General features: G+C 54.5%; 19 protein-coding genes. 7 read left to right on the top strand and 12 right to left on the bottom strand.

The window, feature by feature from the left end; all coding sequences use genetic code 11:
* Nucleotides 1-13 precede the first annotated feature (13 nt).
* The 4 genes from AB4P92_RS00180 to AB4P92_RS00195 form a co-directional block, all read right to left on the bottom strand.
* On the bottom strand, nucleotides 14-1,255 hold the full coding sequence (locus tag AB4P92_RS00180; RefSeq protein ID WP_169905041.1) for an FAD-dependent oxidoreductase: 1,242 nt from the start codon (nucleotides 1,253-1,255) through the stop codon (nucleotides 14-16).
* On the bottom strand, nucleotides 1,237-2,157 hold the full coding sequence (gene folD / locus AB4P92_RS00185) for a bifunctional methylenetetrahydrofolate dehydrogenase/methenyltetrahydrofolate cyclohydrolase FolD (RefSeq protein WP_169905039.1): 921 nt from the start codon (nucleotides 2,155-2,157) through the stop codon (nucleotides 1,237-1,239). The genes AB4P92_RS00180 and folD overlap by 19 nt, the downstream gene beginning before the upstream one ends.
* Nucleotides 2,154-3,020 carry a formyltetrahydrofolate deformylase gene (gene purU, locus AB4P92_RS00190; protein WP_169905038.1) on the bottom strand — a complete coding sequence of 289 codons (867 nt, stop codon included), beginning with the start codon at nucleotides 3,018-3,020 and terminating at the stop codon, nucleotides 2,154-2,156. Before purU ends, folD begins: the two co-directional genes overlap by 4 nt.
* A 258-nt stretch (nucleotides 3,021-3,278) precedes the next feature.
* Nucleotides 3,279-3,884: a cupin domain-containing protein gene (locus tag AB4P92_RS00195; RefSeq protein WP_169905036.1), complete on the bottom strand. Its 606-nt coding sequence runs from the start codon at nucleotides 3,882-3,884 to the stop codon at nucleotides 3,279-3,281.
* A gap of 275 nt (nucleotides 3,885-4,159) precedes the next feature.
* On the opposite strand from AB4P92_RS00195, the gene glnT reads away from it, so the two are divergent.
* The 6 genes from glnT to AB4P92_RS00225 all read left to right on the top strand — a co-directional run bounded on the left by glnT (nucleotide 4,160) and on the right by AB4P92_RS00225 (nucleotide 11,691).
* Nucleotides 4,160-5,494, top strand: coding sequence for a type III glutamate--ammonia ligase (gene glnT / locus AB4P92_RS00200; RefSeq protein WP_169905034.1), 1,335 nt, complete (start codon nucleotides 4,160-4,162; stop codon nucleotides 5,492-5,494).
* A gap of 72 nt (nucleotides 5,495-5,566) precedes the next feature.
* Nucleotides 5,567-6,472: a glutamine amidotransferase family protein gene (locus tag AB4P92_RS00205; protein ID WP_169905032.1), complete on the top strand. Its 906-nt coding sequence runs from the start codon at nucleotides 5,567-5,569 to the stop codon at nucleotides 6,470-6,472.
* An 11-nt stretch (nucleotides 6,473-6,483) separates the two neighbouring features.
* Entirely contained in the window at nucleotides 6,484-7,167 is a 684-nt protein-coding gene (locus AB4P92_RS00210; protein WP_169905030.1) for a protein glxC, read from the top strand.
* Nucleotides 7,168-7,182: 15 nt separating this feature from the next.
* On the top strand, nucleotides 7,183-8,517 hold the full coding sequence (locus AB4P92_RS00215; protein ID WP_169905028.1) for an FMN-binding glutamate synthase family protein: 1,335 nt from the start codon (nucleotides 7,183-7,185) through the stop codon (nucleotides 8,515-8,517).
* Nucleotides 8,518-8,898: 381 nt separating this feature from the next.
* Nucleotides 8,899-10,236 (top strand): ammonium transporter, encoded by a 1,338-nt coding sequence (locus AB4P92_RS00220; RefSeq protein ID WP_169905026.1) that lies wholly within the window; start codon nucleotides 8,899-8,901, stop codon nucleotides 10,234-10,236.
* Nucleotides 10,237-10,542: 306 nt separating this feature from the next.
* The gene (locus AB4P92_RS00225; RefSeq protein ID WP_169905024.1) at nucleotides 10,543-11,691 is read left to right on the top strand and encodes an integrase core domain-containing protein; all 1,149 of its coding nucleotides are present in this window, start codon (nucleotides 10,543-10,545) and stop codon (nucleotides 11,689-11,691) included.
* 424 nt (nucleotides 11,692-12,115) lie between these two features.
* Here the strand turns inward: AB4P92_RS00225 and AB4P92_RS00230 are convergent, their stop codons facing one another.
* The 5 genes from AB4P92_RS00230 to AB4P92_RS00250 all read right to left on the bottom strand — a co-directional run bounded on the left by AB4P92_RS00230 (nucleotide 12,116) and on the right by AB4P92_RS00250 (nucleotide 20,743).
* On the bottom strand, nucleotides 12,116-13,087 hold the full coding sequence (locus tag AB4P92_RS00230; protein WP_376750091.1) for a WD40/YVTN/BNR-like repeat-containing protein: 972 nt from the start codon (nucleotides 13,085-13,087) through the stop codon (nucleotides 12,116-12,118).
* Between the two features lie 26 nt (nucleotides 13,088-13,113).
* A complete protein-coding gene (locus AB4P92_RS00235; RefSeq protein ID WP_232104044.1) occupies nucleotides 13,114-15,450 on the bottom strand; it encodes an RND family transporter in 2,337 nt (778 codons plus the stop codon).
* A gap of 71 nt (nucleotides 15,451-15,521) precedes the next feature.
* Nucleotides 15,522-17,234 carry a DUF1302 domain-containing protein gene (locus AB4P92_RS00240; protein WP_169905020.1) on the bottom strand — a complete coding sequence of 571 codons (1,713 nt, stop codon included), beginning with the start codon at nucleotides 17,232-17,234 and terminating at the stop codon, nucleotides 15,522-15,524.
* An 18-nt stretch (nucleotides 17,235-17,252) separates the two neighbouring features.
* Nucleotides 17,253-18,587, bottom strand: a complete 1,335-nt coding sequence (locus AB4P92_RS00245) for a DUF1329 domain-containing protein (RefSeq protein WP_282399031.1) — start codon at nucleotides 18,585-18,587, stop codon at nucleotides 17,253-17,255.
* 500 nt (nucleotides 18,588-19,087) lie between these two features.
* Nucleotides 19,088-20,743: an MFS transporter gene (locus AB4P92_RS00250; protein ID WP_169905018.1), complete on the bottom strand. Its 1,656-nt coding sequence runs from the start codon at nucleotides 20,741-20,743 to the stop codon at nucleotides 19,088-19,090.
* A gap of 1,082 nt (nucleotides 20,744-21,825) precedes the next feature.
* On the opposite strand from AB4P92_RS00250, the gene AB4P92_RS00255 reads away from it, so the two are divergent.
* Nucleotides 21,826-23,250: an aldehyde dehydrogenase family protein gene (locus AB4P92_RS00255; protein ID WP_169905014.1), complete on the top strand. Its 1,425-nt coding sequence runs from the start codon at nucleotides 21,826-21,828 to the stop codon at nucleotides 23,248-23,250.
* A gap of 478 nt (nucleotides 23,251-23,728) precedes the next feature.
* Here AB4P92_RS00255 and tnpC read toward each other — a convergent pair whose 3' ends face one another.
* Genes tnpC through tnpA form a run of 3 tightly spaced genes read right to left on the bottom strand, consistent with a single transcriptional unit; the run spans nucleotide 23,729 to nucleotide 25,955 of the window.
* Nucleotides 23,729-25,255 (bottom strand): IS66 family transposase, encoded by a 1,527-nt coding sequence (gene tnpC, locus AB4P92_RS00260; RefSeq protein ID WP_106120196.1) that lies wholly within the window; start codon nucleotides 25,253-25,255, stop codon nucleotides 23,729-23,731.
* A gap of 50 nt (nucleotides 25,256-25,305) precedes the next feature.
* The gene (gene tnpB, locus AB4P92_RS00265) at nucleotides 25,306-25,641 is read right to left on the bottom strand and encodes an IS66 family insertion sequence element accessory protein TnpB (protein ID WP_040266828.1); all 336 of its coding nucleotides are present in this window, start codon (nucleotides 25,639-25,641) and stop codon (nucleotides 25,306-25,308) included.
* Nucleotides 25,638-25,955, bottom strand: a complete 318-nt coding sequence (tnpA, locus tag AB4P92_RS00270; RefSeq protein ID WP_106120197.1) for an IS66-like element accessory protein TnpA — start codon at nucleotides 25,953-25,955, stop codon at nucleotides 25,638-25,640. Before tnpA ends, tnpB begins: the two co-directional genes overlap by 4 nt.
* Between the last annotated feature and the right edge of the window lie 484 nt (nucleotides 25,956-26,439).

The following is a 26,439-nucleotide window of genomic DNA, read 5'->3' on the forward strand; positions in this document are numbered from 1 at the left end:
GGCTCAAGGGCGGTCAGTGACTGGCCGCTGTGGCGCCCATTTCGTTGACTTGCTGGAAGGTCGAAAAACGCTCCAGACCGAAGGGTTTGATCAGCTCCGGCACCTTGCCGCCGCTGGCCACGAGCTCAGCCATGGTCTTTCCGCAGATCGGCGTGGCCTTGAAGCCCCACGTGCCCCAGCCCGCATCGAGGTAGTAATTCTTCACCGGCGACAGGCCCATGATCGGGCTGTAATCCGGGGTCATGTCGGTGATCCCGGCCCACTGACGCATGAGCTTGGCGTTGGCCAGGAACGGGAACATCTCGATGGCGTGGGCCAGCAGGCTTTCTTTCAGATCCAGCGTGGAGCGGGTGTTGAACAGCGGGTAGGGATCGGAACCGCCGCCGAAGACCACTTCGCCACGGCTGGTCTGCTGCACGTAGCAGTGCAGGGCAGAGGAACTCACCAGCGGATCGAGGAATGGCTTGAACGGCTGGGTCACCATGGCTTGCAGCGGGAAGGTCTGGATCGGCGAGCGAATCCCGGCCTTCTTCATCAGTTGCGAACTCATCCCCGCGACGGCCTGAACCGCGCAGCCGCACTGGATCGTGCCGCGATTGGTTTTGACCGCCGTGATGGTGCCGTTTTCGATGACCAGTTCCTGCACTTCGGTTAGCTGGTGAATCTCCACGCCGTGCTTGGCCGCCTGCTTGGCGTAACCCCAGGCCACGGCATCGTGGCGCGCCGTTGCGCCGTCGATGTGCCACAGCCCGGCGAGCACCGGAATGTGCCCCGGATCTAGATTGAGTGAAGGCACCAGTTCGCGGATCTGCTGGCGGTCGATCATCTCGGTGCGCCCGCCAAAGTGCTTGTTGACTTCGGCGCGCTGACGAAAGGAGCGCACGGTGGCGTCGGTATGGGCGAGGGTCAACTGGCCGCGGTGCGAGTACATGATGTTGAAGTCGAACTCGTTGGACAGGCCTTCGAACATGCGCACGGATTCAGCGTAGAAACGCACCCCTTCGCTGGTCAGGTAGTTGGAGCGGATCACCGCGGTGTTGCGCGCCGTGTTGCCGCCACCCAGGTAGCCTTTTTCCAGCACCGCGATGTTGGTGATGCCGTGGTATTTCGACAGGTAGTAGGCCGTTGCCAGGCCATGGCCGCCGCCGCCGATGATCACCACGTCGTAGGAGGACTTCAGCTCCCTGGGCGCCGGCAGATCGACCTCGACCGGGTATTCCGAGCTGAGCCCGTATTTCAAGAGATTGAAAGGCATACGGCCTCCGAGGGGCTGCTTGGCATTTGGGACGTGTGTGCGTGCGCCTGCTGAACAGCAGCGGTCACCGTGTTTTTCATCAAAAAAGCGATGGTCATCGGGCCGACACCACCGGGCACCGGGGTGATCGCGGAAACCTGGGGCAGGGCGCTGTCGAAATCGACGTCACCCACCAGGCGGCTGCGGCCCTCTTCTTCAATACGGTTGATGCCGACGTCGATGACCACCGCGCCGGGCTTGAGCCAGCTGGCGTCGATCATGCGTGGGCGGCCGACTGCGGCGACGACGATGTCGGCCTGACGGCACAGGGCCTTGGCGTCGAGGCTGCGCGAATGCACCACGGTCACCGAGCAATGGGCCTTGAGCAGCAGGGCGGCCATGGGTTTGCCGACGATGTTCGAGCGGCCGATGACCACTGCGTGCTTGCCGCTCAGATCACCGCAGGCGTCTTCGAGCAACTGCATGCAACCGCTGGGCGTGCAGGGCGTCAGCACGTCCCGGCCCTGACTCAGGCCGCCGACGTTTTCGCTGTGAAAACCGTCGACGTCCTTGCCCGGCGCAATGGCCTGCAGAGCGCGGGTTTCTTCGATGTGTGCAGGCAGCGGCAACTGCAGGAGGATGCCGTTGACGCCGTCGTCTGCGTTCAATTCGGCGATCAGCTCAAGCAGCTGCGCTTGGGAGGTGTCGCCGCTCAAGCGGTACTCCAGCGAGCGGATCCCGGCCTCTTCAGCGCGCAGGATCTTGTTGCGCACGTAGACCTGACTGGCCGGGTCCTCACCCACCAGAATCACTGCCAGCGCAGGCTCGATGCCTTTGAGTTTCAGTTTCTGCACGTCGGCTTTTACGTGGGCTAGTACGCGGGCGGCTGCGGCTTTGCCATCGATTATTTTGGAAGTACTCACCGGAAGATCACCGTTCTGTCCTTGTTGAGGAAAACCCGGTGCTCCAGGTGGTATTTCACCGCCTTCGACAGGGCAACGGTTTCGGTGTCACGACCTGTGGCGACGAGATCATCCGGCAGGTACACGTGATCCACGCGCTGCACTTCCTGCTCGATGATCGGGCCTTCGTCCAGGTCGCTGGTGACGTAATGGGCTGTGGCGCCGATCAGCTTGACGCCACGCTCGTAAGCCTGGTGATAAGGCTTGGCGCCTTTGAACCCAGGGAGAAACGAGTGGTGAATGTTGATGGCCCGGCCCGACAGTTGCTTGCACAGGTCATCGGAGAGGATTTGCATGTAGCGGGCGAGGACCACCAGATCGGTGCCGGTTTCGTCGACCACTCTCATCAGCGCCGCTTCCTGCTGGGCCTTGGTGTCTTTGGTCACCGGCAGGTAGATGAAACGAATGCCTTCGCGCTCGGCCATGGGACGCAGGTCGAGGTGGTTGGAAACGATGGCGGTGATGGTCATGTCCATCTCACCCTTGTGGTAGCGGTAGAGTAGGTCTGTGAGGCAGTGATCGAACTTGCTCACCATGAGCAGTACACGCATGGGCTCGCGGGTGTCGTGCAGTTCCCACTGCATATCGAACGCCTTAGCCACGTCTTCGAAACCGGCCTTGAGCTGAGTGATGTCGCCGGCGTGACCATCGTTGAAACGGAACACCGCGCGCATGAAAAATTTGCCGCTGAATTCGTCGTCGAACTGCGCCATTTCACCGATGTAGCAGCTGTTGCCCGCCAGGTAAGAGGTGACCGCCGCAACGATGCCGGAGGTCGCCGGACAGCTGATCTTGAGAATGAAATGGTTCTTTTCGTGTTGCATGGCATGTCCTCTGGAAGATGGCGGCAGTTCAGCAAACGGCTAACGATCAGCGCGAAAAATTCAGGGGTGAACGAAGATTTCATTGATGAATAAAAATTCCTATCAGGAATTAAATATTCTCGAAGGCTGTTTTATAGGCGAAAGGAAATGACGCGTCCAGAGGTTTATGGAAACTTTTTTAACTGGTGGGAAATATTTGGTGGGTTGAGAACGGTAGGAGCGCGCTGGCCCGCAGGCGGCTCAAGCGTTGCGTACTTCTTATTCGCCCTGCGCACCGTAATTCATGATCGACAGCAACCGGATCGGCACTTTCACCAGCTCTTCCGGACCGTGAGGAATGTCGCCGTCGAAGGTCAGGCTGTCGCCCGCTTCCATGTGGTACAGCTGATTGCCATGGCGATACACCAGCTCGCCTTCCAGCAAATGCAGAAACTCAGTGCCGGGGTGGGAGAAGGTCGGGAATTCTTCGCTGGCGTCGTCCATGGTCACCATGTAGGCCTCGAAACTCTTCTTCGGCCCGCGGGTGTGGTTGAGCAGGTGGTAAGTGTGGCCTTTATCGGTGCCGCGTCGCACCACTTCCAGTCCTTCGTCATGCTTGACCAGCAGGGCGCTGCTGCCTTGCTGGTCGTACTGGCTGAACAGCTTGGACATGGGCATGCCGAGCACGTCGCACAGGCGGCTCAGGTTATCCAGACTGGTTGAGACCTGAGCGTTCTCGATTTTACTCAACATGCCCTGGCTGATTCCTGCGATGCGCGCAACATCGGACAGTTTCAATTCCTGAGCTTGCCGCTGGCGCTTGATTTGAATACCCAGATATTGCTCAAGCTTCAACTTCGGTTGTTGTTCTACTGGCGTATTCATCGACTGTGCACGGTTTCCGTTCAGTAATTTTAAATTCGCACCAGGAATGTGCGACTTGGGCTCTGACTGCTCTTTCTGCGACAGCATTATTCCCCTAATGAAAACGAGTTTCCCATATATAGAGGGGAAATTCCCCTTTATCAGCCTTCGTTGCGCGAGTTGCCAAGTTGGCAAGCTGCTTGCATTCCTGATGAGAAAATAAGTTTCCTGATTGGAATAAATCCCATCGGGCAACAAAACTCTCATGCGTCGTTTTTCACCAGGAGTGAATGAACATGTTGCCACCCGATACACAACGGCTGATCGAGGAGCACGGCATCAAGTACGTGCTGGCCCAGTTCGTCGATATCCATGGATCGTCCAAGACCAAATCGGTGCCGATATCGGGTCTGGAAATGGTCGCTGAAGATGGTGCCGGTTTCGCCGGGTTTGCCATCTGCGGCATGGGCATGGAACCTCACGGGCCGGACTTTATGGCCAAAGGCGACCTGTCGTCCCTGACTCCGGTGCCATGGCAGCCTGGCTACGGCCGGGTGGTCTGCATTGGTCACGTCGAAGGCAAGCCATGGCCGTACGACAGTCGTTACGTGCTGCAGAAGCAGGTCGAGCGACTTAGTGATCGTGGCTGGACCCTCAACACCGGCCTGGAGCCGGAATTCAGCCTGTTCCAGCGTGATGCCGGGGGCAAACTGCAACTGGTGGATGCCAGCGATAACCTCGACAAGCCTTGCTACGACTACAAGGGTCTGTCGCGCTCCCGGGCGTTTCTGGAGCGCCTCACTGAGGCGTTGCAGCCGGTGGGGTTCGACATCTATCAAATCGACCACGAAGACGCCAACGGCCAGTTCGAGATCAATTACACCTACAGCGATGCGATGGAGTCGGCAGACCGTTTCACCTTCTTCCGTATGGCCGCCGGCGAGATCGCCAATGACATGGGCATGATCTGTTCGTTCATGCCCAAGCCGGATCCGAAGCGCGCCGGTAACGGCATGCACTTCCACCTGTCCATCGCCAGCGCCAGCAACAAGAACCTGTTCCACGACGCCAGTGACCCGAGCGGCATGGGCCTGTCGAAAATGGCCTATCACTTTGCCGCCGGTCTGCTTGCTCATGGCCCTGCGCTGTGTGCCTTCGCGGCGCCGACGGTCAACTCCTACAAACGCCTGGTGGTCGGCAATTCGTTGTCCGGCGCGACCTGGGCGCCAGCCTTTATCGCCTTCGGCGCCAACAACCGTTCGGCCATGGTTCGCGTGCCTTACGGCCGCCTGGAGTTCCGTCTGCCGGACGCCGGTTGCAACCCCTATCTGGTCAGCGCAGCGATCATCGCCGCAGGCCTGGACGGCATCGACCGCCAGTTGGAAATCGACCACGTCTGCAACGAGAACCTCTACAAATTGAGCCTCGAAGAAATCGCCGCACGCGGCATCAAGACCCTGCCGCAGTCGCTCAAGGAAGCCTGCGACGCACTGGAAGCCGACCCGTTGTTTGCCGAGGTCATGGGCAATGAAATTGTCGGCGAATTCATCAAGCTCAAGCGCATGGAGTGGGTGGAATACAGCCGCCATGTGAGTGATTGGGAAGTGAAGCGTTACACCGAATTCTTCTAATCCGTTTTTAACCAATTCGTTTTTCGACGCCCTGCGAATGGTTAGGGCGTCTTCTGCCTAGGAGTTATGAATATGTGTGGAATCGTGGGGCTTTATCTCAAGAACCCGGCGCTGGAATCCCAGCTCGGCAAACTGTTCGAGCCGATGCTCGAAGCCATGACCGACCGTGGTCCGGACAGCGCAGGGTTTGCTATCTACGGCGATGAAGTGGGCGATGGCTGGGTCAAGCTGACCTTGCAGGCGACCACTGAACACTACGATTTCAAGGCGCTGATCGCAGCGCTGGAAGGCAAGCTCGGTGCGTCGCTGGACTGGTTCCAGAACGCCAGCGCCATCGTCCTGAAGATCAAGGCTGAAGAAGCCGCCGTGCGCGCCGCACTGGGCGAACTGGCGCCGACCGTGCGCATCATGAGCGCGGGCAAGAGCATCGAAATCCTCAAGGGAATGGGCCTGCCGAAAGAGATTTCCGAGCGCTTTGGCCTGGGCAGCATGAAAGGCAGCCACATCATCGGCCACACCCGCATGGCCACTGAAAGTGCCGTGACGATGGAAGGCAGCCATCCGTTTTCCACGGGTGCCGACCTGTGTCTGGTGCACAACGGCTCGTTGTCCAACCACTTCCGTCTGCGTCAGGAACTGCGCCGCGAAGGGATCAATTTCGACACCGAGAACGACACCGAAGTCGCCGCCGGTTACCTGGCCTGGCGCCTGCAGCAGGGCGACTCACTGAAGACTGCGCTGGACAGCTCGCTGGAAGCACTGGATGGCTTCTTTACCTTCGCCATCGGCACGCGCAACGGTTTTGCGGTGATCCGCGATCCGATCGCCTGTAAGCCAGCGATCCTCGCCGAGACCGACGACTATGTCGCCATGGCCTCCGAATACCAAGCGCTGTCGAGCCTGCCGGGCATCGAGAAAGCCAAAGTCTGGGAACCCGTTCCCGCCACCATGTACATCTGGGAACGCGAGTCGGCTTAAGGAGCATGCACATGAAAACCATCGATCTTTCCACTGCCAGCGTGCGCGACCTCAACCAGGCGCTGCACGATCAAGTCAAGCATCTCGAAGAGCGCGAATGGGTCGTGACCCACCCCAACGGCGCCCATAACTTGGCCGTCGGCGTCAACGAAGCAGTGTCCATCGATATTCAGGGGCACGCCGGCTACTACTGCGCCGGGATGAACCAGAAAGCCTCAGTCACCGTGCATGGCAACGTCGGCGTGGGTTGCGCCGAAAATATGATGTCAGGCTATGTGCGCGTCAAAGGCAGCGCTTCGCAAGCGGCAGGCGCCACGGCCCACGGCGGTCTGCTGGTGATCGAAGGCGATGCCGGTGCCCGTTGCGGGATTTCCATGAAGGGTATCGACATCGTGGTCGGCGGCAGTATCGGCCACATGAGCTGCTTCATGGGGCAGGCCGGCCGGCTGGTGGTCTGCGGCGATGCGGGCGATGCGCTGGGCGACTCGCTGTACGAGACCCGCATCTACGTCAAAGGCAAGGTCGAGTCGCTGGGTTCGGACTGCATCGCCAAGGAGATGCGCGCCGAGCACATCGAAGAGCTGCAAGCGCTGCTCAATCGCGCCGGTTTCAACGAGAAGGCTTCGGACTTCAAGCGCTATGGCTCGGCCCGCCAGTTGTACAACTTCAAAGTCGATAACGCCTCCGCGTACTGATTCAGGAGCAAGAACATGAGCGAGTCCAATACTCCAAAAGCCCCACCCGTCCTGCGCGAGTCGGCCACTTTCGATCGCCTGACCATCCAGGAAATCCAGCGTGCCGCGGAAACCGGCATCTATGACATTCGCGGCGGCGGCACCAAGCGCAAGCTGCCGCATTTCGACGATCTGCTGCTGCTCGGCGCTAGCGTTTCCCGCTACCCTCTGGAAGGCTACCGCGAGAAGTGCGGCACTGACGTGATTCTTGGCAACCGCTTCGCCAAAAAGCCGATTCACCTGAAGATTCCGGTGACCATCGCGGGTATGAGTTTCGGTGCACTGTCGGCCAATGCCAAGGAGGCCTTGGGCCGTGGTGCGACGATTGCCGGGACCAGCACCACCACCGGCGACGGCGGCATGACCCCGGAAGAGCGCGGTCAGTCTCAGCATCTAGTGTATCAGTACCTGCCGTCCCGTTACGGCATGAACCCGGACGACCTGCGCAAGGCGGATGCCATCGAGATCGTGCTGGGGCAGGGGGCCAAACCGGGTGGCGGCGGCATGCTGCTGGGCATGAAGGTGACTGAGCGCGTAGCGGGGATGCGTACGCTGCCCATCGGCGTCGATCAGCGTTCAGCCTGCCGTCACCCGGACTGGACCGGCCCGGACGACCTGGCGATCAAGATCGCCGAGATCCGCGAGATTACCGATTGGGAAAAACCGATCTACGTGAAGATCGGCGCGAGTCGCCCTTACTACGACGTCAAGCTGGCCGTCAAGGCGGGTGCTGATGTGATCGTGCTCGATGGCATGCAAGGCGGTACGGCGGCGACGCAGGAAGTGTTCATCGAACACGTGGGCATTCCAATTCTGCCGGCCATTCCGCAAGCCGTTCAGGCGCTGCAAGAGATGGGCATGCATCGCAAGGTGCAGTTGATTGTCTCGGGCGGCATTCGCAACGGTGCCGACGTGGCCAAAGCCATGGCATTGGGCGCTGATGCCGTGGCGATTGGCACGGCGGCGTTAATCGCCCTGGGCGACAACCATCCGCGTCTGGACGAAGAGCTGAAGAAGATCGGATCTGCGGCGGGTTTCTATGACGACTGGCAAAACGGTCGCGATCCGGCGGGTATCACCACTCAGGATCCGGAGTTGTCGAAACGTCTGGACCCGGTGGAGGGCGGTCGCCGACTGGCCAACTATTTGCGTGTGCTTGTCCTCGAAGCACAAACCATGGCCCGCGCCTGCGGCAAGTCGCACCTGCACAACCTCGATCCCGAGGATCTGGTGGCCCTGACCGTTGAATCAGCGGCCATGGCCCGTGTGCCACTGGCAGGGACTTCGTGGATTCCGGGGCAGGGGTACTGAAACCAACGCACCGGCTGCGGACTTCTGCCGATATTGGCTGACACCGCACCGCTCCCGTAGCCGTCTGGCTTGCCGGCGGAGGCGATTTCAAAATTGCCACCGCCGGCAAGCCAGACGGCTACGGGATTTGTGCCTGGCGCTAAACAACTTATAGGAGTCGGCTTGCTGGCGATGCGGTTGGCCTGCGCCGCATAAGGTGAATGACACTGCGCAAACGCCAGCAAGCGGGCTCCTACAGGATCTTTGTACGGCGCGGATGCGCGTCACGATTGCAGATTTCTGTTGCCTCGCTTAATCCATTCAAAGAGGCCAAACAGGCCCGAGGCTTCATCACATCGCTTTTCTGCCAGACACTTTCCATTCATTGCAGGAGCTTCGACAATGGTTAACCGTCTTCCCGGCAAATCCCTTCTCTTGTCTCTCTTTACGTTCGGGGCGCTCGGCGCCTGTATTCCTCTGGCCCAAGCCGCTGACGCTCCGACCCTCAACACTGGCAGTACCGCGTGGATGATCACGGCGGCGGTGCTGGTGCTGTTCATGTGTCTGCCGGGCCTTGCGCTGTTTTACGGCGGTCTGGTGCGGGCCAAGAACATGCTGTCGCTATTTACTCAATGCTTCGGCATTGCCGGGCTGGTTGGTGTGTTGTGGGTGATATACGGCTACAGCATGGTGGTCGACACTACTAACATGGTCGAAGGCCAGGTCAGCTTCAACAGCTTCGTCGGCGGCTTGAGTCGCGCATTTTTGGCGGGCATGACACCTGAAAGCCTGGTGGGCGATATCCCCGAAGGCGTGTTCGTGACCTTCCAGATGACTTTCGCCATCATCACCCCGGCGCTCATTGCTGGTGCCTTCGCCGAGCGCATGAAGTTCTCGGCGGCGCTACTGTTCATGGCCGTATGGTTCACCCTGGTGTACGCGCCCGTGGCGCACATGGTTTGGGGCGGGGCGGGCGCGCTGATGCATAACTGGGGGGTGCTGGATTTCGCTGGCGGCACCGCTGTGCACATCAACGCAGGCGTGGCGGCGCTGGCGGCGTGCCTGATACTGGGCAAACGCAAGGGCTATGCAAACGCGCCGATGCCTGCGCATAACCTAAGCCTGACCATGGCGGGTGCAGCGATGCTATGGGTAGGTTGGTTTGGTTTCAACATCGGCTCGGGCGGTGGCTTGAATGGTCTGTCCGGGATCGTCATGCTCAACACGCAACTGGGCGCCTGTGCAGGAATTCTCGGCTGGATGTTCACCGAGTGGTTCAAGGTCGGCAAACCCAGTGCGTTGGGTCTGGCCAGTGGTGCTTTGGCGGGTCTGGTCGGTATCACCCCTGCATGTGCGTACGTCGGTGTGGGCGGCGCGTTGGCGATTGGCTTGCTGTGCGGCATATTCTGCTACCTAAGTGTGACCGTGCTGAAAAAACGTTTCGGCTACGATGACAGCCTCGACGTATTCGGCCTGCATGGTATCGGCGGCATGATCGGCGCAGTGCTGACGGGCGTGTTCTGCGTGCCGTCGCTGGGAGGTCTCGTGGAAGGCGTGACTTTGGGTGGTCAGGTCGTCGCGCAAATCAAAGGCGTGCTGTTCACCACTGTGTACTGCTTTGCAGTGAGCTGGATCATCCTCAAGGTGATCAAGGCCGTAATCGGTCTGCGCGCTGACGAACATGTGGAGGAGATGGGGCTGGATCTGGCTGAGCACAATGAGCGTGCTTACAACCACTAGCTTTTGCGAAACATGACGAGTCTTTTGTGTGCGTTTACAGCCTAGTTGTTATCCCAGCTCGGCACTATGACCCGCGACCAAACACTGCTTGAGAAATTGAATCAAAAGTTCTCCAAAATCAAGCACGTGAAGTTTGCCAATTCGCAGCGAGCACATATATTTCGAGCAGGTCAGCCTGCTCGATGACCTTATCATTACCGATATCAGGGCACTTGGAGTAGAGGGTACAAACCGGGGACATCGTTTACATTTCTAACCGGGGACATGGTTTACAGGTTAATACGCATGATCAGGAGGTAACTGATCATGCCCTGGAACCAAGAGTCCCCCATGAACCAACGAATCAAGCTGGTTGCTGACTGGCTTTCGGGTAATTTCACGAAAAGCCAGCTGGCCCGCCGCTTCGGTGTCAGTCGACCGACCGTAGACAAATGGATTTCTCGGCATAACGGCGATTTGAAGTCGTTAGCCGAGGTTTCTCGGCGACCTCATAACAGCCCAAACAAGACCGACGATGAGATCTTGGCTCGCGTAGTGGCCATGAAGGAGGCTCACGATAAATGGGGCCCAAAGAAGCTCATCGAGCTATTGCGAATTGAAGATCCCTCTATCGATTGGCCGTCTCCCAGTACAGCCGGCCAATGGCTTGACCGGCTTGGGCTGGTCAATAAGCGGCGATTCAAGCGTCGGCACGGCACTTCCCATATTGAAATGCGAGAAGCCAATGACCCCAACAAAACCTGGTGCGCTGACTACAAAGGGCAATTCAAGATGCTCAACGCGCAGATGTGCTTCCCGCTGACCGTGACAGACCATGCATCCCGTTTGATTCTGGCTTGCAGGGCTCACCCTAAAATCAAGACCCAACCTGTAAAGCAGACCTTTGAGCGGCTTTTTCAGGAGTACGGCATGCCGGAAGTCATTCGCTCTGACAACGGCGTCCCCTTCGCTTCTCCTGGTCTGGCCAGAATGTCCACGCTGGCCGTTTGGTGGATCCGTTTAGGTATTTATCCCGAGCGAACCATGCCAGGAAGGCCCGCCCAGAATGGTCGCCACGAACGAATGCACCGCAGCCTGAAACTTGAGCTACCGCTAGGGAGCAATTTGGTTGAGCAGCAGCTTTTGCTGGAGCATTTCAAACATGAGTTCAATTACGTACGCCCTCATGAAGCGCTTGGTATGAAACGTCCGGGAGATGTGTATATGCCGTCTACCCGACTTTATCCAGGATGCTTACCCGATGTGGAGTATCCGGCAGAAATGCGGGTTCGAAGCGTCAGGCAGGATGGATCGATCAAGTGGAATGGCAAGTTGGTATTTGTCAGCGAGGCATTATCCGGGGAAAGGATAGGGCTCAAAGAAGCTGAGGATGATGTCTGGGATTTGTACCTGTGTGATTATTCCTTGGGGAGGCTTGGACGAGGTATGACCCGCGTCCAAGCCTCAAATGTGTAAACGATGTCCCCGGTTTCAGATGTAAACGATGTCTACGGTTCTACAGAGATTCAGATGTTGCGAGCGGCGCCAAAGTCGGCCGAGAAAGCCAAACTCCAATCGCCGGCTTCAGCGCAGATCATTGATAGTGGGTATCACAACTGCTAGGTTGCTGGTCTACCCAATGATCGCCAACTTGGCCTACTATCTTCTGCTTCATGCTAGAGGTCGATTTTCGGCCGGGCGAACTTGGCGATTCCGAGTTAAACATTGTCTCAATGGCGGATATTATTGCTGTGCAGCTACAAGCATTGGTAGAGGCGCCGTCGACGTGGTGCTTTGGCAGCACCTCGTCGTAGCTTCACTCTACTTGGGCACGATACCCGTGCACTTCGTAACAAGTTCTCTAAAAATACAACTCCAGTCGTACTTCATTAGATAACATCTATTCGACGTTATGAACAACTCCGTGGCGTGAGAACAGCAGCCATTTTCCCTCTTGCGTCGCAAGCGCTGCAGTCAGTGATTCCTCACTCGGATCCTTAGCGTCTTTAAACGTGCGCCCACCGTCAAGGCTTTGCATCCGTAGGCCATCGAGCCCAATGGCAATTACTTCTATACCATTTGTATCGATAGAGGTAATCGAACCTGTCCTGTCCAGCTGTACACGCACCCAACTCTTCCCTGCATCTTCACTGCGGAGTAACGTTCCACGCTGCCCACCGACCAGAAGTGTGCCGTCGCTTAACTGCGTCCCGCACCATAGAGACCCTTCGTATCCTGTATTCAAGTATTCCCAGGTAGACCCGGCGTCCCTCGAGTGAAGCAACCGACCTCGTTCGCTGGTAGCGTAGATATCGCTTTTAGTGCCAGGAAACAAGTTGAGTAGGTTCAAGTCGGACAATGCCTTATCCTTTGGATTGAGTTTCTGCTCAACCCAAGTCTCGCCACTGTCCTGAGTAGTTAATACGAGCGACCATAACCCAACAGCTACGCCCCGTTTATCATTGAAGAAATGGACAGCAAACAGGGGCCGATCCTCAGTGACCACGAGCCGTTGGGTTTGCCATTTCTGGCCGCCATCAGTTGTCGCCAAAATAGCCCCCCAATGGCCAACAGCCCAGCCACTCTTCGCATCAGCGAAGCTCACTCCGGTCAATGTGGAGCTGATCGGCACCCATTGAGCTTGCCTGAAGGACTTTCCGCGGTTGTCGGACAGCAAAATGATGCCATTACCGCCTACACTTACCGCTCTCTGACCTGCCCAGGTTGCAGCGAGCATTGGTGCTTGAGTCGCTATAGGAGATAGTGACGCCGGCGTTGGCTGGAGTGGTGAGACGAGATCAGCATAGGAAGCTGCTGAGGTCGTGAGTGCTGCAGCAGCGATCGCAAAAGCGATCCCCGACCGATTTGACAATGTTTTCATGTCATCTGCTCCGGACATCAATGCGCTAACAAGCCAGGTGCACGCACTGGGCGGCTACGAGGGAACAGCCGTTCAAGCCAAACGGCGAAAGCAGGCAAAACTGTCACTGCCATTACCATGTTTACGATGAACATAAACGCCAACAATTTACCCATGTCAGCTTGAAACTTTAGCTCTGAGAAAGACCAAGTTGAAACACCGACTGCGAGGGTTATCGCAGTGAAGATTGTGGCTGTGCCGACTTCAAGTATCGACTGTTCCAGAGCCTTAACGACACCGACACCCTCGGCCATGTGAAGCTGCAGTCGATTATAAATATAGAACGCGTAGTCAACTCCGATGCCGACCGCGAGCACCATCACAGGAAGTGTTGCCACCGTGAGGCCTATTTGCAGTTCCTTCATAAACCAATAGCCGATGAAGGTTCCGATAGTGAGTGGGAGGCAGCACGCAAGAACAGCGCGAAAATCTCTGTAGGTGAAAAACACAAGTAAGATGATAGTCGCATATACGTAAAGCATCATAGGCAGCTCACTATGCTCAATCTCTTCGTTGACTGCTGCCAGCAGACCGGCGTTGCCTGACGCTAAGCGAATAGTGACACCCGATAGTTTGTCATCGCTTCGGAATTTCTTCACCGCATCTATTACACGATTGATGGTCGTTGCCTTGTGATCAGTCAGATATATATGCACAGCCGTCATGCTGCAATCTTTGCGCATGATCCCTGGAACTCGACCAATCTCAACACCCATTGAAGAGTAGTTAGCCGAATCGATCGGCACAACCGACATCTTTGGATTACCTTCGTTATAACCTTCGTTGTACTGACGCATCAGCGAAGAAAAAGACAGGATCGACATGACGCCTTCAACTGGCTGCATAGCCCAGACAAAACGATCTTGGTAAATACCAACCTGGACATTCTCGCATGACATAGGAGGTGCTTCGAACACGACGGTCAACCAGTCCAGCCCTACGTCATAGCTCGACGCAATCGACACTGCGTCCTTATTGAATCGAGCCTCTGGCCGAAGTTCAGGGGCGCCCGCCTGCAGGGTTCCAATCACACGATCGCGACTCTGCCAAATAGCAGTGCCGAGCAAAGTTAAGGACAGTAAAAGAATCACCGCAGCGTTTCTAGGCGTAGCGACGCGCGCTAAAACGCGGAGCCAACGTGCTCGCTGTGCCGCTTTCAACTCTGCGCCCAAAGCATACTCATGGCCGACTTTTAACATCGATGCGGCGACGGGTAGCATTATCAAGTTGGTAATAATCTTATACGCAACGCCAAGCGACGCAGTGATGGCTAATTCGCGGACCATTGGAATAGGCATTAGTATCAACGTGATAAACGATACAAGTGCAGTCACTAATGCCAGCGTTCCGGGTATCAATAGCCCGCTAAAACTTGATCTAGACGCGGCGTCCATGGATTTTCCGTTTGCAAGCTCGCGGACGATAAAGTTGATCTGTTGAACGCCGTGCGACACTCCAATCGCAAACACTAGAAACGGTACAAGTACACCTAGCGGATCGAGCCCAAAACCCAGCAACCGTAAAGTGCCAAATTGCCAGATCAGTGACACAAGAGAGCACGCTAGTGGTAACAGCGTCAAACGAATCGAGCGACAGTACCAATAGACCGCGAGTGCTGTGAGCAACAAAGCAATGATGCAGAATTCAAGAACGGAGGAGGCGCCCTCAGCGATGTCACCAATCTGCTTAGCAAAGCCTATGATCTGAATTTCAAACCCAGCATCTTCAAACTTTGATCGGATAGAGGCTTCCAGCTCTCGGTCAAATTCGACGTAGTCGATGTGATTGTTTTTAACATCTAACTCGTTGACGTCCGCGGTAACCATCGCGCTCGTCTGATCACGAGAGACGAGGTTTCCGATGAAGCCGCCTTGCGCTGCGGATCCCGAAATTAAGGCAATAGTTTTAGCATCCAGATTTTCCGGGGTTACCGTGCCCGGAATAATCGGATCCGCTCTAAAGCCGTCCTCGGTGATCTCAGAGACGAAAGAATTGGGTGTCCATAAGGACTGAACGCTACTGCCCGAAACGTTCGGTAAAAATTTGAGTGCTTGGGTTACGTCGTAAAGTCGCTTCAATCCGCTTGGCGTCCAAATGGTGCCTTTCTTAGCCTTAACCACCACGCTCAAGCGGTTGGCCCCGAGTAGGTCTGAACGATACTGTTGGAATGTATCGACGTACTCATGACCAATTGGAAGCTGCTTCTCAAATCCAGCATCCATCCGTAGCTGGATCGCAAAAATACCCATCACAGCAGTGAAGAAAATTAGCACTCCGAGCACAGTTCGTTTGTGACTGAAGAGAATATCTTCCATTTTTTTTAATATCCGAACCATTGCGCTGGGGGGCGCAGATTCGTCATCAGTTATTGACTTCATATGGTGCCTCAGAAGTTTCGTGATACGTTGATGCCGACGAAATCACGGTCGCGTAGCGGGTTGCTCAAAGGATCAGAAGGTCCTAGAAATTCGGTATAATTAATGCTTACCTGCCAGTCTGCGGGGTTTTGTATGAAGTTTACATACATATTTAGCGAGGTAACACCTTCCATGAATTGCTCACTTATATTAGGTGTGTAGCCGAACATTCCTCTACGTACATATATGCCCGGATTTACCTGCCACCCGCCAATTAATGAGCCATCGTAAATCCAGTTGAAATCAACATCGACACCGCCAGAATATTTCGTTCCCTTGGAATCGCCTGGGCTATTTAGTGCTCCGGTTACTGCCAAATCATTAGACTGATTGCCCCATAACCAGCCACCGGCAGCAACTGGTGATCCGCCGTAACTATCGTGTAAACCAGGATACGCAATGACCACTGTTTCAGTAGTCAGGGAAGCGGTGTCTGCGCCTAGCAGTTTAAGTAGCCCTCCGGCATTTGAGGGCTGAAGTGTAAAAAGTGAAGTCAAGTGCCATTGAAATTTCTTCTCATCGACCCAACACTTACCACCCTGCGCCACGCAGCCACTAGCCCCATTTAAAGAAACCGCGTCCTTCGGACGATAGGACAACTCTGTACCTATCGCCCAGTCGCCGATAGGAAAGTTAGCGCTGACACCGAACATGTGACGGTCTTCTGGATACATGTAGACTGTCGAGCCATTTGCATCAAGTGAGATTTGCGGAAGTTTATCGTGGTAAGTAATGGCGTAAACGCCGAGGCTGAGTGCGGCCCCTTCCGGTTGGTAACGTAAGGAAAGTCCGTACTGCCCACTGTTGCGCGCTGCCTCAGTGCGTACGCCATATGCTCCACTTCCAGCCCCTACAGTAGAAGTTGACCAATAGCTACCAACTGGAGGAAGGTAGCTTTCGTCCCAACGACCTTGAATGTAAACTTCGGCATTAAATCCATTCCCGAGTCCGGATGCTACGCTCAGAATTGGAGCGGGCAGTACAAACTCTTTGATCTGTGCACCAGGTTGCGAAGCACGGTTTACATCAATGGCATTGGTCGCGTTGATACCGCCTACCTCAAAAATGCTTTCCCCCCAACTGATCACCTGATTGCCCACTCGAATCCTAGCTTGCTGATCGCCAATATCAACGGTTTTGCTTACCCACAGGTCAAGCAGACGAGACTGAAAACCCAACTTTTCTCGTGCGTGTGAGGCCAAACCATCTCTGATATCTGGTGGCGTCGTTGCAAAAGCGTCTTGTCCACTCGTATTTCCTGTTGTATCGGTTGCTGACACGTCACGTAACCAGGTACCACGTGCCATGAAAGACAGGCCTTCGGTTGGAATCTTGAGCAGTAGTTCGTGACTGCCTTTCAAGTAAGTAGTGAACGCATCTCCTTTGTCATAGTTAATGTCACCTTGGTCACTCATACCACTAAGTTGACCCATTCGCCCGCCGCCAGTCTGTGCGCCAGTGGCGGAATTATATGTCGGTGACACAAGGTTGTTGCTCTGTGACTGAGTGCGAATACCGGTACCTGTCGATATTGTAGAGTCGAAGCTTCCGCGAATAGTGTCGGCATCGTTAGAAAAGGTAAATGCACTTACACCACTGCTACCAGCAATAGATAGTACTGCAAACGTAATTTTTACTGAGCGGTTGTAAGTTTCACGGCGAAGGACCAAAAATCTTTTCATGATTATTTTCTCGTCTGACTATCGTTCGCTCATTGCACGAAGATTTTCCGTGGTATAAAAACCCGGTTTCATATGAGGGTTTCCGCCTGCATCAACAATCCATTTTACGTCCTTGCCACTTCCAATCGGGGAGCCGTCAACTATATAGCGACCTTCAGATAAATTGTATTGGACGAAAGCCAGAGAGTCGCAAGTTCCAGTTTCATATACAGGAATGACATACCCCTCTCGGACTTTTGAAATATTGCCTTGGGTGTCGTAGTCAATTGCGCCTAAGAGTGCCCAGCTGTCTTCGTCAATGTAGAAGTTGCGTTTAGGCGCGGAATGACGCATGCCTTGTTTTACCGTCGCTTCAACGACCCATACACGATGCAGCTCGTAACGACGTTGTGAGGTAGCGACAAAGTCTGATTTCATTACGTCTTCATGTTTGCTGTTAAAATCATACATGCCGAGCGCGTTGTATGGGACAATTAATTCTTTTTTACCGACTAATTTCCAATCGAATCGGTCTAATAAACCTGAGAATGTGTAGGATTCATCAACGTTATATTGATTTTCATACCCAATCTGCGGCGCATCGTACGAGTATGTTGGCATGCGGCGAGTACGACGCTGGCCCGGGAAATAATAAAATACTTCCGGCGGTTTATCTGCCGAATTTAAATAGGTTGCAGCTTGACCAGCCAGTGCCACGGGTGATACGTAACCGAAGTAAGTCATACTTTCTATACCGCCGGTTTCAGCGAATTTAGTTCCGCTCTTAAGTCCCCATGGGTAGTAAGTGTATAAATCGGAAGTGAGCTTGATCCAGTCTGAACCGCCCTTACGCGGGGAAACGGATGTAATTAGGCGACTTAGCTCTACGCCAACGCCGCGATAGCGCATCTTTGAATTCCACATGGCTTCGGCCCCGGTTTTGGGCTCGATAAATGGAATACCCGGCGTATAGGCATCAGCTAGGGCTGTACCATCTGCGCTCATCTTCGCAAAACCGATATTTTTCTTTGTATTCTCCGCAACAAACTCTGGAACACCACAAGTGCGTCGAGACGGGTACACGGGCATGCTGTAGCCCTTGATGCTCTTGATAAGCGCGATTTGGCCGGGATTTAACTGACTTGCATACTTATCGATATTACTGGCATCAATGGTGTACAGCGGAACATCAGACTTATATTGGAAGAAATTCTTCCGAGGCTCGCCATAACTCCAACCTGGCGTCATAGGCTGCGGCGCGGACCATTCCGGAATCCCGCTAACAGTTCCAGCCTGCTCTGCACCAGCGGGGGTCAGTCCAGCACCTTGCGCCAAGACCGACGACGTCACCAGAGCGAAGATAGTAGTAAACACAGACGTTCTCGCAGCTTTATGGATAACTACGTTTTGGACACGATTTAGGAAGGGCACTGTTATCACGTTAATCACCTCGAAAACTTAGCAACTGAGAAATCTTAGGCACGATAGAAGTCATGCCAGTTAAGTCATATTTTTTGCAGCAAAGAAAACCCATCTAAGCCTGGTTCATCAGTATTGATAGATGTGAAACATACCTTTTTCTGAGAAGCGTATTGTCAAAACCTGGGCATGGAGAACCGACCACATCAATTGCGGGGTTGGTCTATTATTCCTGATAGCCTTAATAGGCTATCTCTGCCGTCAATCTTGTCAGGTGCGCGGCCGCAGTTAAAGTTGCCATAGCCCAGATCTGTAGGTACGGTACCGATTGATCTGCATGGTCAGCTTACTCGTTCTCACCTATTTCATTTCATGAAATAAAGCTAGCGCTGGGCTGGCCTACTTTTATTTGTGCGCTCAGTCTTTGTAGAAATTTTTAAATTAGATATCAATGGTCATGGCAGCTTGCTTTTTTCAAGGTTTAAAGTCTTCTCCATAATTCTTCGCTGGCGTAGTAACTCAATCGTGGCCGCATGGCTATGCCTGGTTACCCGGTAGTAGCAGAGGGCTGAAAGCGCCAAGATGTAAAAGATAACGCCCCCTCCCACCCATGCTATACCCAAGTGTTCAATCACTTGAGGTTGAATGCCTTCCAAGTGCTCTTGTGGAAAATTTATGGCGTCTAGCAGAAGACCAGCAACAGCGATTCCGATTGCGCTGCTAGTCTTTGTCACTAGTGATTGGGCGCCATAAATCGTGCCCTCCTGCCGTCTTTCTGTCTTAACTTCAAGCTGTTCCGTCGCGTCTGCGAGCATTGCGCCTATCATGCCCATGATAATAATAAATGCGCCGGTGTCTACAAACAGGAATATGCTAAGCACCGCAAACTCTGGTACAGAAGAGTTCGCAGTCATTAGACCTGAGAAGTAAAGCGCGACAGGCAACGTTACGCTTAAGCAGATAGCTATCAACGACCATAATGCGATGGACTTCTTGTCGCCAACTCGAGTGATAATAAGCGGTGACAGCAGCACCAAGGCCCCATCTAGCAACCACAAAAGTTGGGTACCTGCCATTTGGTCGGAATTCAGCTTCCAGAAATACCCGAATTGGTAGGAGAAAAGTGCGGCATAGACTGTAAATCCGGTTGCAGTTGCCGCGGAGGCAAACAGGAGCGGGGCTATTGTCGGCTCGGCAAAGGAGGAACGCCACCGTTCGAAAATTGCTGCTACACCTGTGCGTCCACCTGGCGATGGCTTTGCTAAGCGTGGGATCATAGGATGGAGGCCGACCGAGCAAATGATCATAGAGACAGCGACGATTAAAGATGACCAGAAGCCAATTTGACGATAGCCCTCAGGGTTGCTAAGCCCATCCGGAAAAGCTGGTGTACTGCTCAGCCAGTAGCCATAGACCGCAACTGAAAAGGCGGGCACAACAATCCAGGCTAATGCAATCCTCGACGAAGCAAGGTGGCTGCGATCATCATAATCTTCCGTCATTTCTGGAAGTAATGCGCTACTCGGAACTTCGAAGAGTGACAACGAAATACGCATGCCGATGAGCATTATCAGAAGGTACAAAGCTAAGCTCAGTCCCTCAAGGTTGAGTGGGGGAGCCCAAATAGCATAATTGAATAGAGCCGTCGGTAAGATGGCCAAGTACATGAAACCGTGACGACGGCCGAAGCGTGAGTTAAAGTTGTCCGAAAGGTAACCTATAAACGGATCCATGATCGCATCCACAACCAGAGTAACGCCGAGGATTAAGGCAATTAGACTGGCAGGAAGATGAAGCGCATTACTATAGAAAACCAATACGAAGGTACTGGTCAGTGCAATGAGAAAACCTGAAGGTATTCCTCCGACCGCGAAACAAGTTCGAGTGACAATCCCAAGTTTTTTCTTCTTTAGTGTATGTAGTACCACGTTCATCTGTCGCTCCCATTTTTTATTTTGATAGATGCATGGAGTGTTTTGGCGGTGCTCGGGTTTAATAACTCCCGCGCCCGCCTCAGTCCCTGGGGATGCATAACTTAATTTGATCAAATCACTACATTTGCCTTCTGTCAACAGTGTCATTTCAAAAGCCCTTAATTCTGAACCGGTCAAAAAAAGTGCGTATCTATCAATTGATAGGCAGCCGATAAGGCCTGCTTGCCTACAAATTCAGCACATGCATGAAGCGGGCCATTGCATAACGCTTGTTATGTGGCATAACGTCTGTTATGTTTCGACGAGAGATGTGTTACGGACGCCTGCGCCGACTGTGGGCTTTTGAAAAAGTGGCCGAAATGAGCGTGACTCAGACCAATGCCCCCGGCTCTCGCTGCGCCCTTCCGGAAACCGGGGAGTTTGTCGCGTGGAACGTCAGTCGTTCGGAACCAAAATTCGATATTAATTTTGCATCACAGACCGTCAGAACTCGCCCTGGCAAGCGGTCGGGCCTGCGTGACCGGTCCGTTGGTGAGCTTTTACAGGTAGCTGATTTGTGCACTCCGAGTTCGACTGATGACGAAGCGCTCGCGGATTTATTTTATGCCCGGACCAACCGCAGTGCAGATCCAGTGAGCTTTTATCGGAGGGAAGGTTTAGTTTTTGGAAGCATCGAAAGCCCTGCCGGCTTCTGCGCCGAAATGAGCCAAGTTTTGCTTCTATCGTTAGCTTCTGTCCGTTATTGGTGCGTGTCCAAGGGGAAGAGGTCGTCCGCGGTGGACAGTTTTGGAGTCGTCGCATGGTGGATTGCGCAAGGTCCAGGCGCGCTGTGTCGTTCGGTAACAAGCCTTGTGCTTTGCGGTGACAGTGCCAATGGTACGTTGATAATAGCGATGGGTTTACGAAATTGGTCAGTAGGCGCTGATTTTCCCATCCACAGAAAATGCTGCCTTATACACTTAGTTTTACGAGTGTGCGCAAGAGGGGGCTGCTCACCAGTTCGGGTATGCAGTGGTTAGCATTCATAGGTTTGTTAACTCGTGCACAATAAACTCTTAAGTCAATTGCGACATAGCAGACTATCTTACTGCACTGAAGCTTCAGGCTAAGGAGTCGCAATGGGCGGCATTTGGCAGAAGTTACGATCTTGAAGTGTCGGTTAAAGGATGCGATGCCGAAACGTAAGCACTTTTGCTGTCCTCTCCAGACGTTTTGGAGGGTATCGGCGTTCTAGTGGTTGATTAATCGGGAGAAGTTAAATGCGTGAATACCTTAAGTTTTACATTGATGGGCAGTGGGTGGAACCTTCTGAGGCGCTGAAGACTCTTGATATCGAGAACCCGGCGAATGAGGAGATCGTTGGACGAATCGCACTAGGTTCGGCCGCCGATGTGGATAAAGCTTGTAAAGCCGCTAAGAAAGCGTTTGGCCCGTGGTCGAACACGAAACCCGAGGAGCGGATTAAGGTTTTGCAGCGTATCTTGATGGAGTACCAGAAACGTTTTGGCGATTTAGCTAAGGCCATCACAGAGGAGATGGGGGCCCCAATGAGTCTCTCTCAGAGTGCTCAAGTGCCTGTGGGCATGGCTCACCTGATGAGTGCCGTGGAAGTTCTAAGAAACTTTAAGTTTCGCGAGGAGCGCGGCAAAACGCTTATTGTAAAAGAGCCTATCGGTGTCTGTGGTCTTATCACGCCATGGAACTGGCCGATGAATCAACTGGTTTGCAAGGTGGCTCCGGCGATTGCTACTGGCTGCACAATGGTGCTGAAACCGTCTGAAGTGTCACCTTTTAGTGCGCACATCTTTGCCGAGATCATGCATGCAGCGGGGGTCCCCGCCGGTGTTTTTAACCTTATCCATGGTGATGGACCAACAGTGGGTGCGGCAATTTCCAGCCATCCGGAGGTGAGTATGGTTTCGTTCACCGGATCGACTCGAGCGGGCATCGAGGTCGCCAAAGCCGCTGCGCCTACCGTGAAGCGTGTAGCGCAAGAGCTCGGCGGTAAGAGCGCTAACGTCATTCTAGATGACGAGGCATTTGGCGCGGCAGTTACGCGTGGCGTAACTGCCATGATGATGAACTCGGGTCAGTCTTGTAATGCACCTAGTCGTATGCTGGTACCACAGGCACGAATGGAGGAGGCTATATTAATTACTCGCAAGGTTGTATCTGCTATTACCGTGGGTGACCCGATTGGCAATAATCAACTTGGCCCAGTAGTGAACAAGACGCAATTCGATCAAATCCAAAAGCTGATCCTGGCGGGTTTAGATGAAGGTGCTACTCTCGTGGCCGGCGGGACAGGACGCCCGGACGGTCTTGAAAAAGGCTATTTTGTAAAACCTACAGTGTTTGCAAATGTCACGAACGATATGATTATCGCTCGTGAGGAAATCTTTGGTCCCGTGCTGTCTATCATAGGATACAGTACGGTTGATGAAGCGATCGATATCGCTAACGATACGCCTTACGGTCTATCCGGTTTTGTCCAGTCCGCCGATGTTGAAAAGGCGCGAAGTATAGCTTTGAGGTTGCGCGCTGGTCAGATCACTATTAATGGAGCCAATCCTGATTTCGCTGCTCCGTTTGGTGGCTATAAAATGAGTGGAAACGGTCGTGAATGGGGCGAATTTGGGTTTCATGAGTTTTTAGAAACGAAGTCCATTCTTGGTTATGCTTAGCACTAAATTATGACTTGCGCTCTTTAGCATAGCGCAGAAATTTAGAGCCCAGGAGAGCAATGGTTTGGGAAGGTCGAGAGCGAAAGGTAGACCGACTTTCCCTTCTCTGGATGTGGCAGATCTTTAACCTCAGTGGTCAATTACGGTGGTGCGGGCACTTTCCTACGCCGCGTTTTCTAACCTACGGCGAGCAATTTACCCATTTGATTCTGTATCGTTAAGCGTTCGCCGAACACAGCCTGCGTGGCTAAACGAGCGTCCATTTATACGGCGTAACTCAGATCCCTCTCGCCCGCTGGGTCGGTCGGCGAGTGAGGACGTTCTTGAGATAGGCATACCGATTATGTTTGGTCGTGCGTGCCGATGGAATCAGTCTCATGATCGCTATCGCCCGGTTTCTGCGACCCCGCGCTTAAGTCGGTAATTCAGAGCTTTTGATGTTGACGAGTAAGCGGCCAGCGAACACACCTTGCGCAGATTAGGCAGGCGTCCACTGATGCGGCAGCAGTCGCTCCATCTCGCTGGCCCGCTGCGTCGGCAGCCGCGTCAGTACATCCTTGAGATAAGCATACGGATCATGCCCGTTGATGCGCGCTGACTGGATCAGGCTCATGATCGCGGCCGCCCGCTTGCCGCTGCGCAGCGATCCCGCAAACAACCAGTTAGACCGCCCAAGCGCCCACGGCCGGATCAAGTTCTCGATCTGGTTGTTGTCGATGGGCACAGCACCATCTGCCAGGTAGCGCGTCAGCGCTACCCAGCGTTTGAGGCTGTAATCCAGAGCCTTCGCTGTGGCCGAACCCTCGGGCACAATTTCACGCTGGGCCAGCATCCACTCATGCAGCTTTTCAGCGATGGGCACTGCTGTTTCCTGGCGTAATCGCCAACGGTCTTCGTCGCTCATTTCCTTGGCGTGTCGCTCGACTTCGTAAAGCCCGCCAATCGAGTGAAGCGCCTGCTCCGCCAATTGGCTTTTATTGGCTACATGCAAGTCAAAGAACTTACGGCGTGCATGGGCCATGCAGCCGATCTCGGTGATGCCCAGCTCAAAGCTGGCCTTGTAGCCGGCAAAGTCATCACAGACCAGCTTCCCGTTCCAGGTGCCCAGGAAGTTGCGCGCATGTTCGCCGGCACGGCTGGGGCTGAAGTCGTAGACAACAGCCTTGAGTGCCGAAAAAGGCGTGCTGCTGTAGGCCCAGACGTAAGCACGATGGGTTTTCTTCTCTCCCGGAGCCAGCATTTGTACCGGCGTTTCATCGGCGTGAACCACGCGCTGGGCCAGCACCACTTCGCGCAACGCATCGACCAGGGGCTGAAGCTGCACGCCGGTTTGACCCACCCACTGCGCCAGTGTCGAGCGCGGGATGGCCAGGCCGGCACGGCCGAAGATCTTTTCTTGCCGGTACAGCGGCAGGTGGTCGGCGAACTTGGCCACCATCACGTGGGCCAGCAGGCCGGCAGTGGGGATACCCTTGTCGATTACCTGCGCCGGCACCGGGGCCTGGATCAGTGTTTCGCACTGCCGACATGCCCATTTCCCACGCACATGCTGTTCGACGGTGAACACGCCCGGCGTGTAGTCCAGCTTTTCGCTGACATCTTCACCGATGCGCTGAAGCTGGCAGCCGCACGCGCACTGGGTGTTGTCCGGCTCGTGATGGATCACAGTACGTGGGAACTGCGGTGGCAACGGCACACGCTTGGGTTGCTGGCGTGGTTCTGCCTGTGCGGGAGCGGGATGAAGGGCTTTTAACTCCGCCTCGATGGCTTCGAGGTCGGTATTGAGTAGGTCATCGAGCAGGCTGCCCTGCGCCGGGCTGATCTGCTCGCTGCGCTTGGCGAACTTGTGCCGTTTAAGGATGGCGATCTCGTGAGTGAGCTGCTCGATAATCGTTTCATCACGATGGATCTTTCGGCTCTGGGTGTCGACCTTGGACATCAACTGCGCAGCTAGTGTGCGCAGTTGTTCGGGGGTCATTTGGTCGAGATCGGGCAAGGAAGTCATGGGGTGGATTTTACCAAAGCAGCCCGACTGCTTCAGCTAAAAGGCAGCATTTAAAGCAATGTAATTGCACCGCCCGCACCGACTCGTTGCCAGGGTAATCCAAGTACCAGCGCCTGGAGTTGTTCGGGGTCGAGTTCGACCTCCGTTCCACGATGGAGGCCTGGCCAATGAAACTTACCTTGGTTCAAGCGCCGTGCCGCTAGCCAGATACCGACGCCGTCGTGCACCAGGACTTTCATCCGATTGGCCCGACGGTTGGCAAAGAGGTAAGCGCAGTGCGGCTTCGCCGCACCGAACACCGCGACCACTCGGGCCAACGCAGTCTCAGTGCCGGCGCGCATGTCCATAGGCTCGGTGGCGAGCCAGATTGCATCGACGCGAATCATTGGGCCAGGCTACGAATGAAACAGGCGCAGCCGTCCGGATCCGAGGCTGGCCATTTTACGGTGATGGATTTATCACCCAGAGGCAGCGAGATGATCACCATCTCTTCTGATGCTCGCCTTGGTCCCGTTTTTACCGGAACGAAAGCCGGCAAGGTTGCAGGCGATTGATCCCGGTAAGTCGGTAGCCACTTGCGGATCACGTTGGCGTTGATGCCGTGATGGATGGCTACGCTGGAAATTGTCGCTCCGGGTTGCAGGCATTCCTGGACGACCTGGGCTTTGAATGGTTTCGGGTAAGAGCTTCGTTGGCGCATGGAAATCCTTGCGATAAGGGCGATCGCGTCCGCTTAAAAATACGCGGACACCATCGCCCTTAATGCTGGAGTTCGGTAGGTGACTTGGCCGGACGGTTACGTTGACGATCCATAGGTCGGTTCTGGTTTAAGTCGTAAACCAAGGCCTTCAATACCGATAATGCCGTGATTCTGTAGTCCCAACACAATTCCGATGGCGTTTCTACTCGCCTAGTGCGAGCTTTTTGAATCAGGGTCTTATCGGGGTAGATCACGCCCTGGTCCACCAGCGTATCTCGCAGCTCATTAACCAAAAGCTGGACCTACACGCTGGTTTACCCAACCCACTACTCCATTGTCGAGCGACCAATGTCAGCCTAAGGAACAAAGATTGTCCCTTGCTGGCTCATGGTCGAGTGTTCGGAACATTCGCGACTATTACGTTGGCCAGCCAGGCTGCGGCCTGGATACCCTTGTTGATCCCCCGAGCTTGTACTGATGCCTG

The organism is Pseudomonas sp. A0308 (assembly GCF_044218815.1).
Classification (GTDB): Bacteria; Pseudomonadota; Gammaproteobacteria; order Pseudomonadales; family Pseudomonadaceae; genus Aquipseudomonas; species Aquipseudomonas iridis.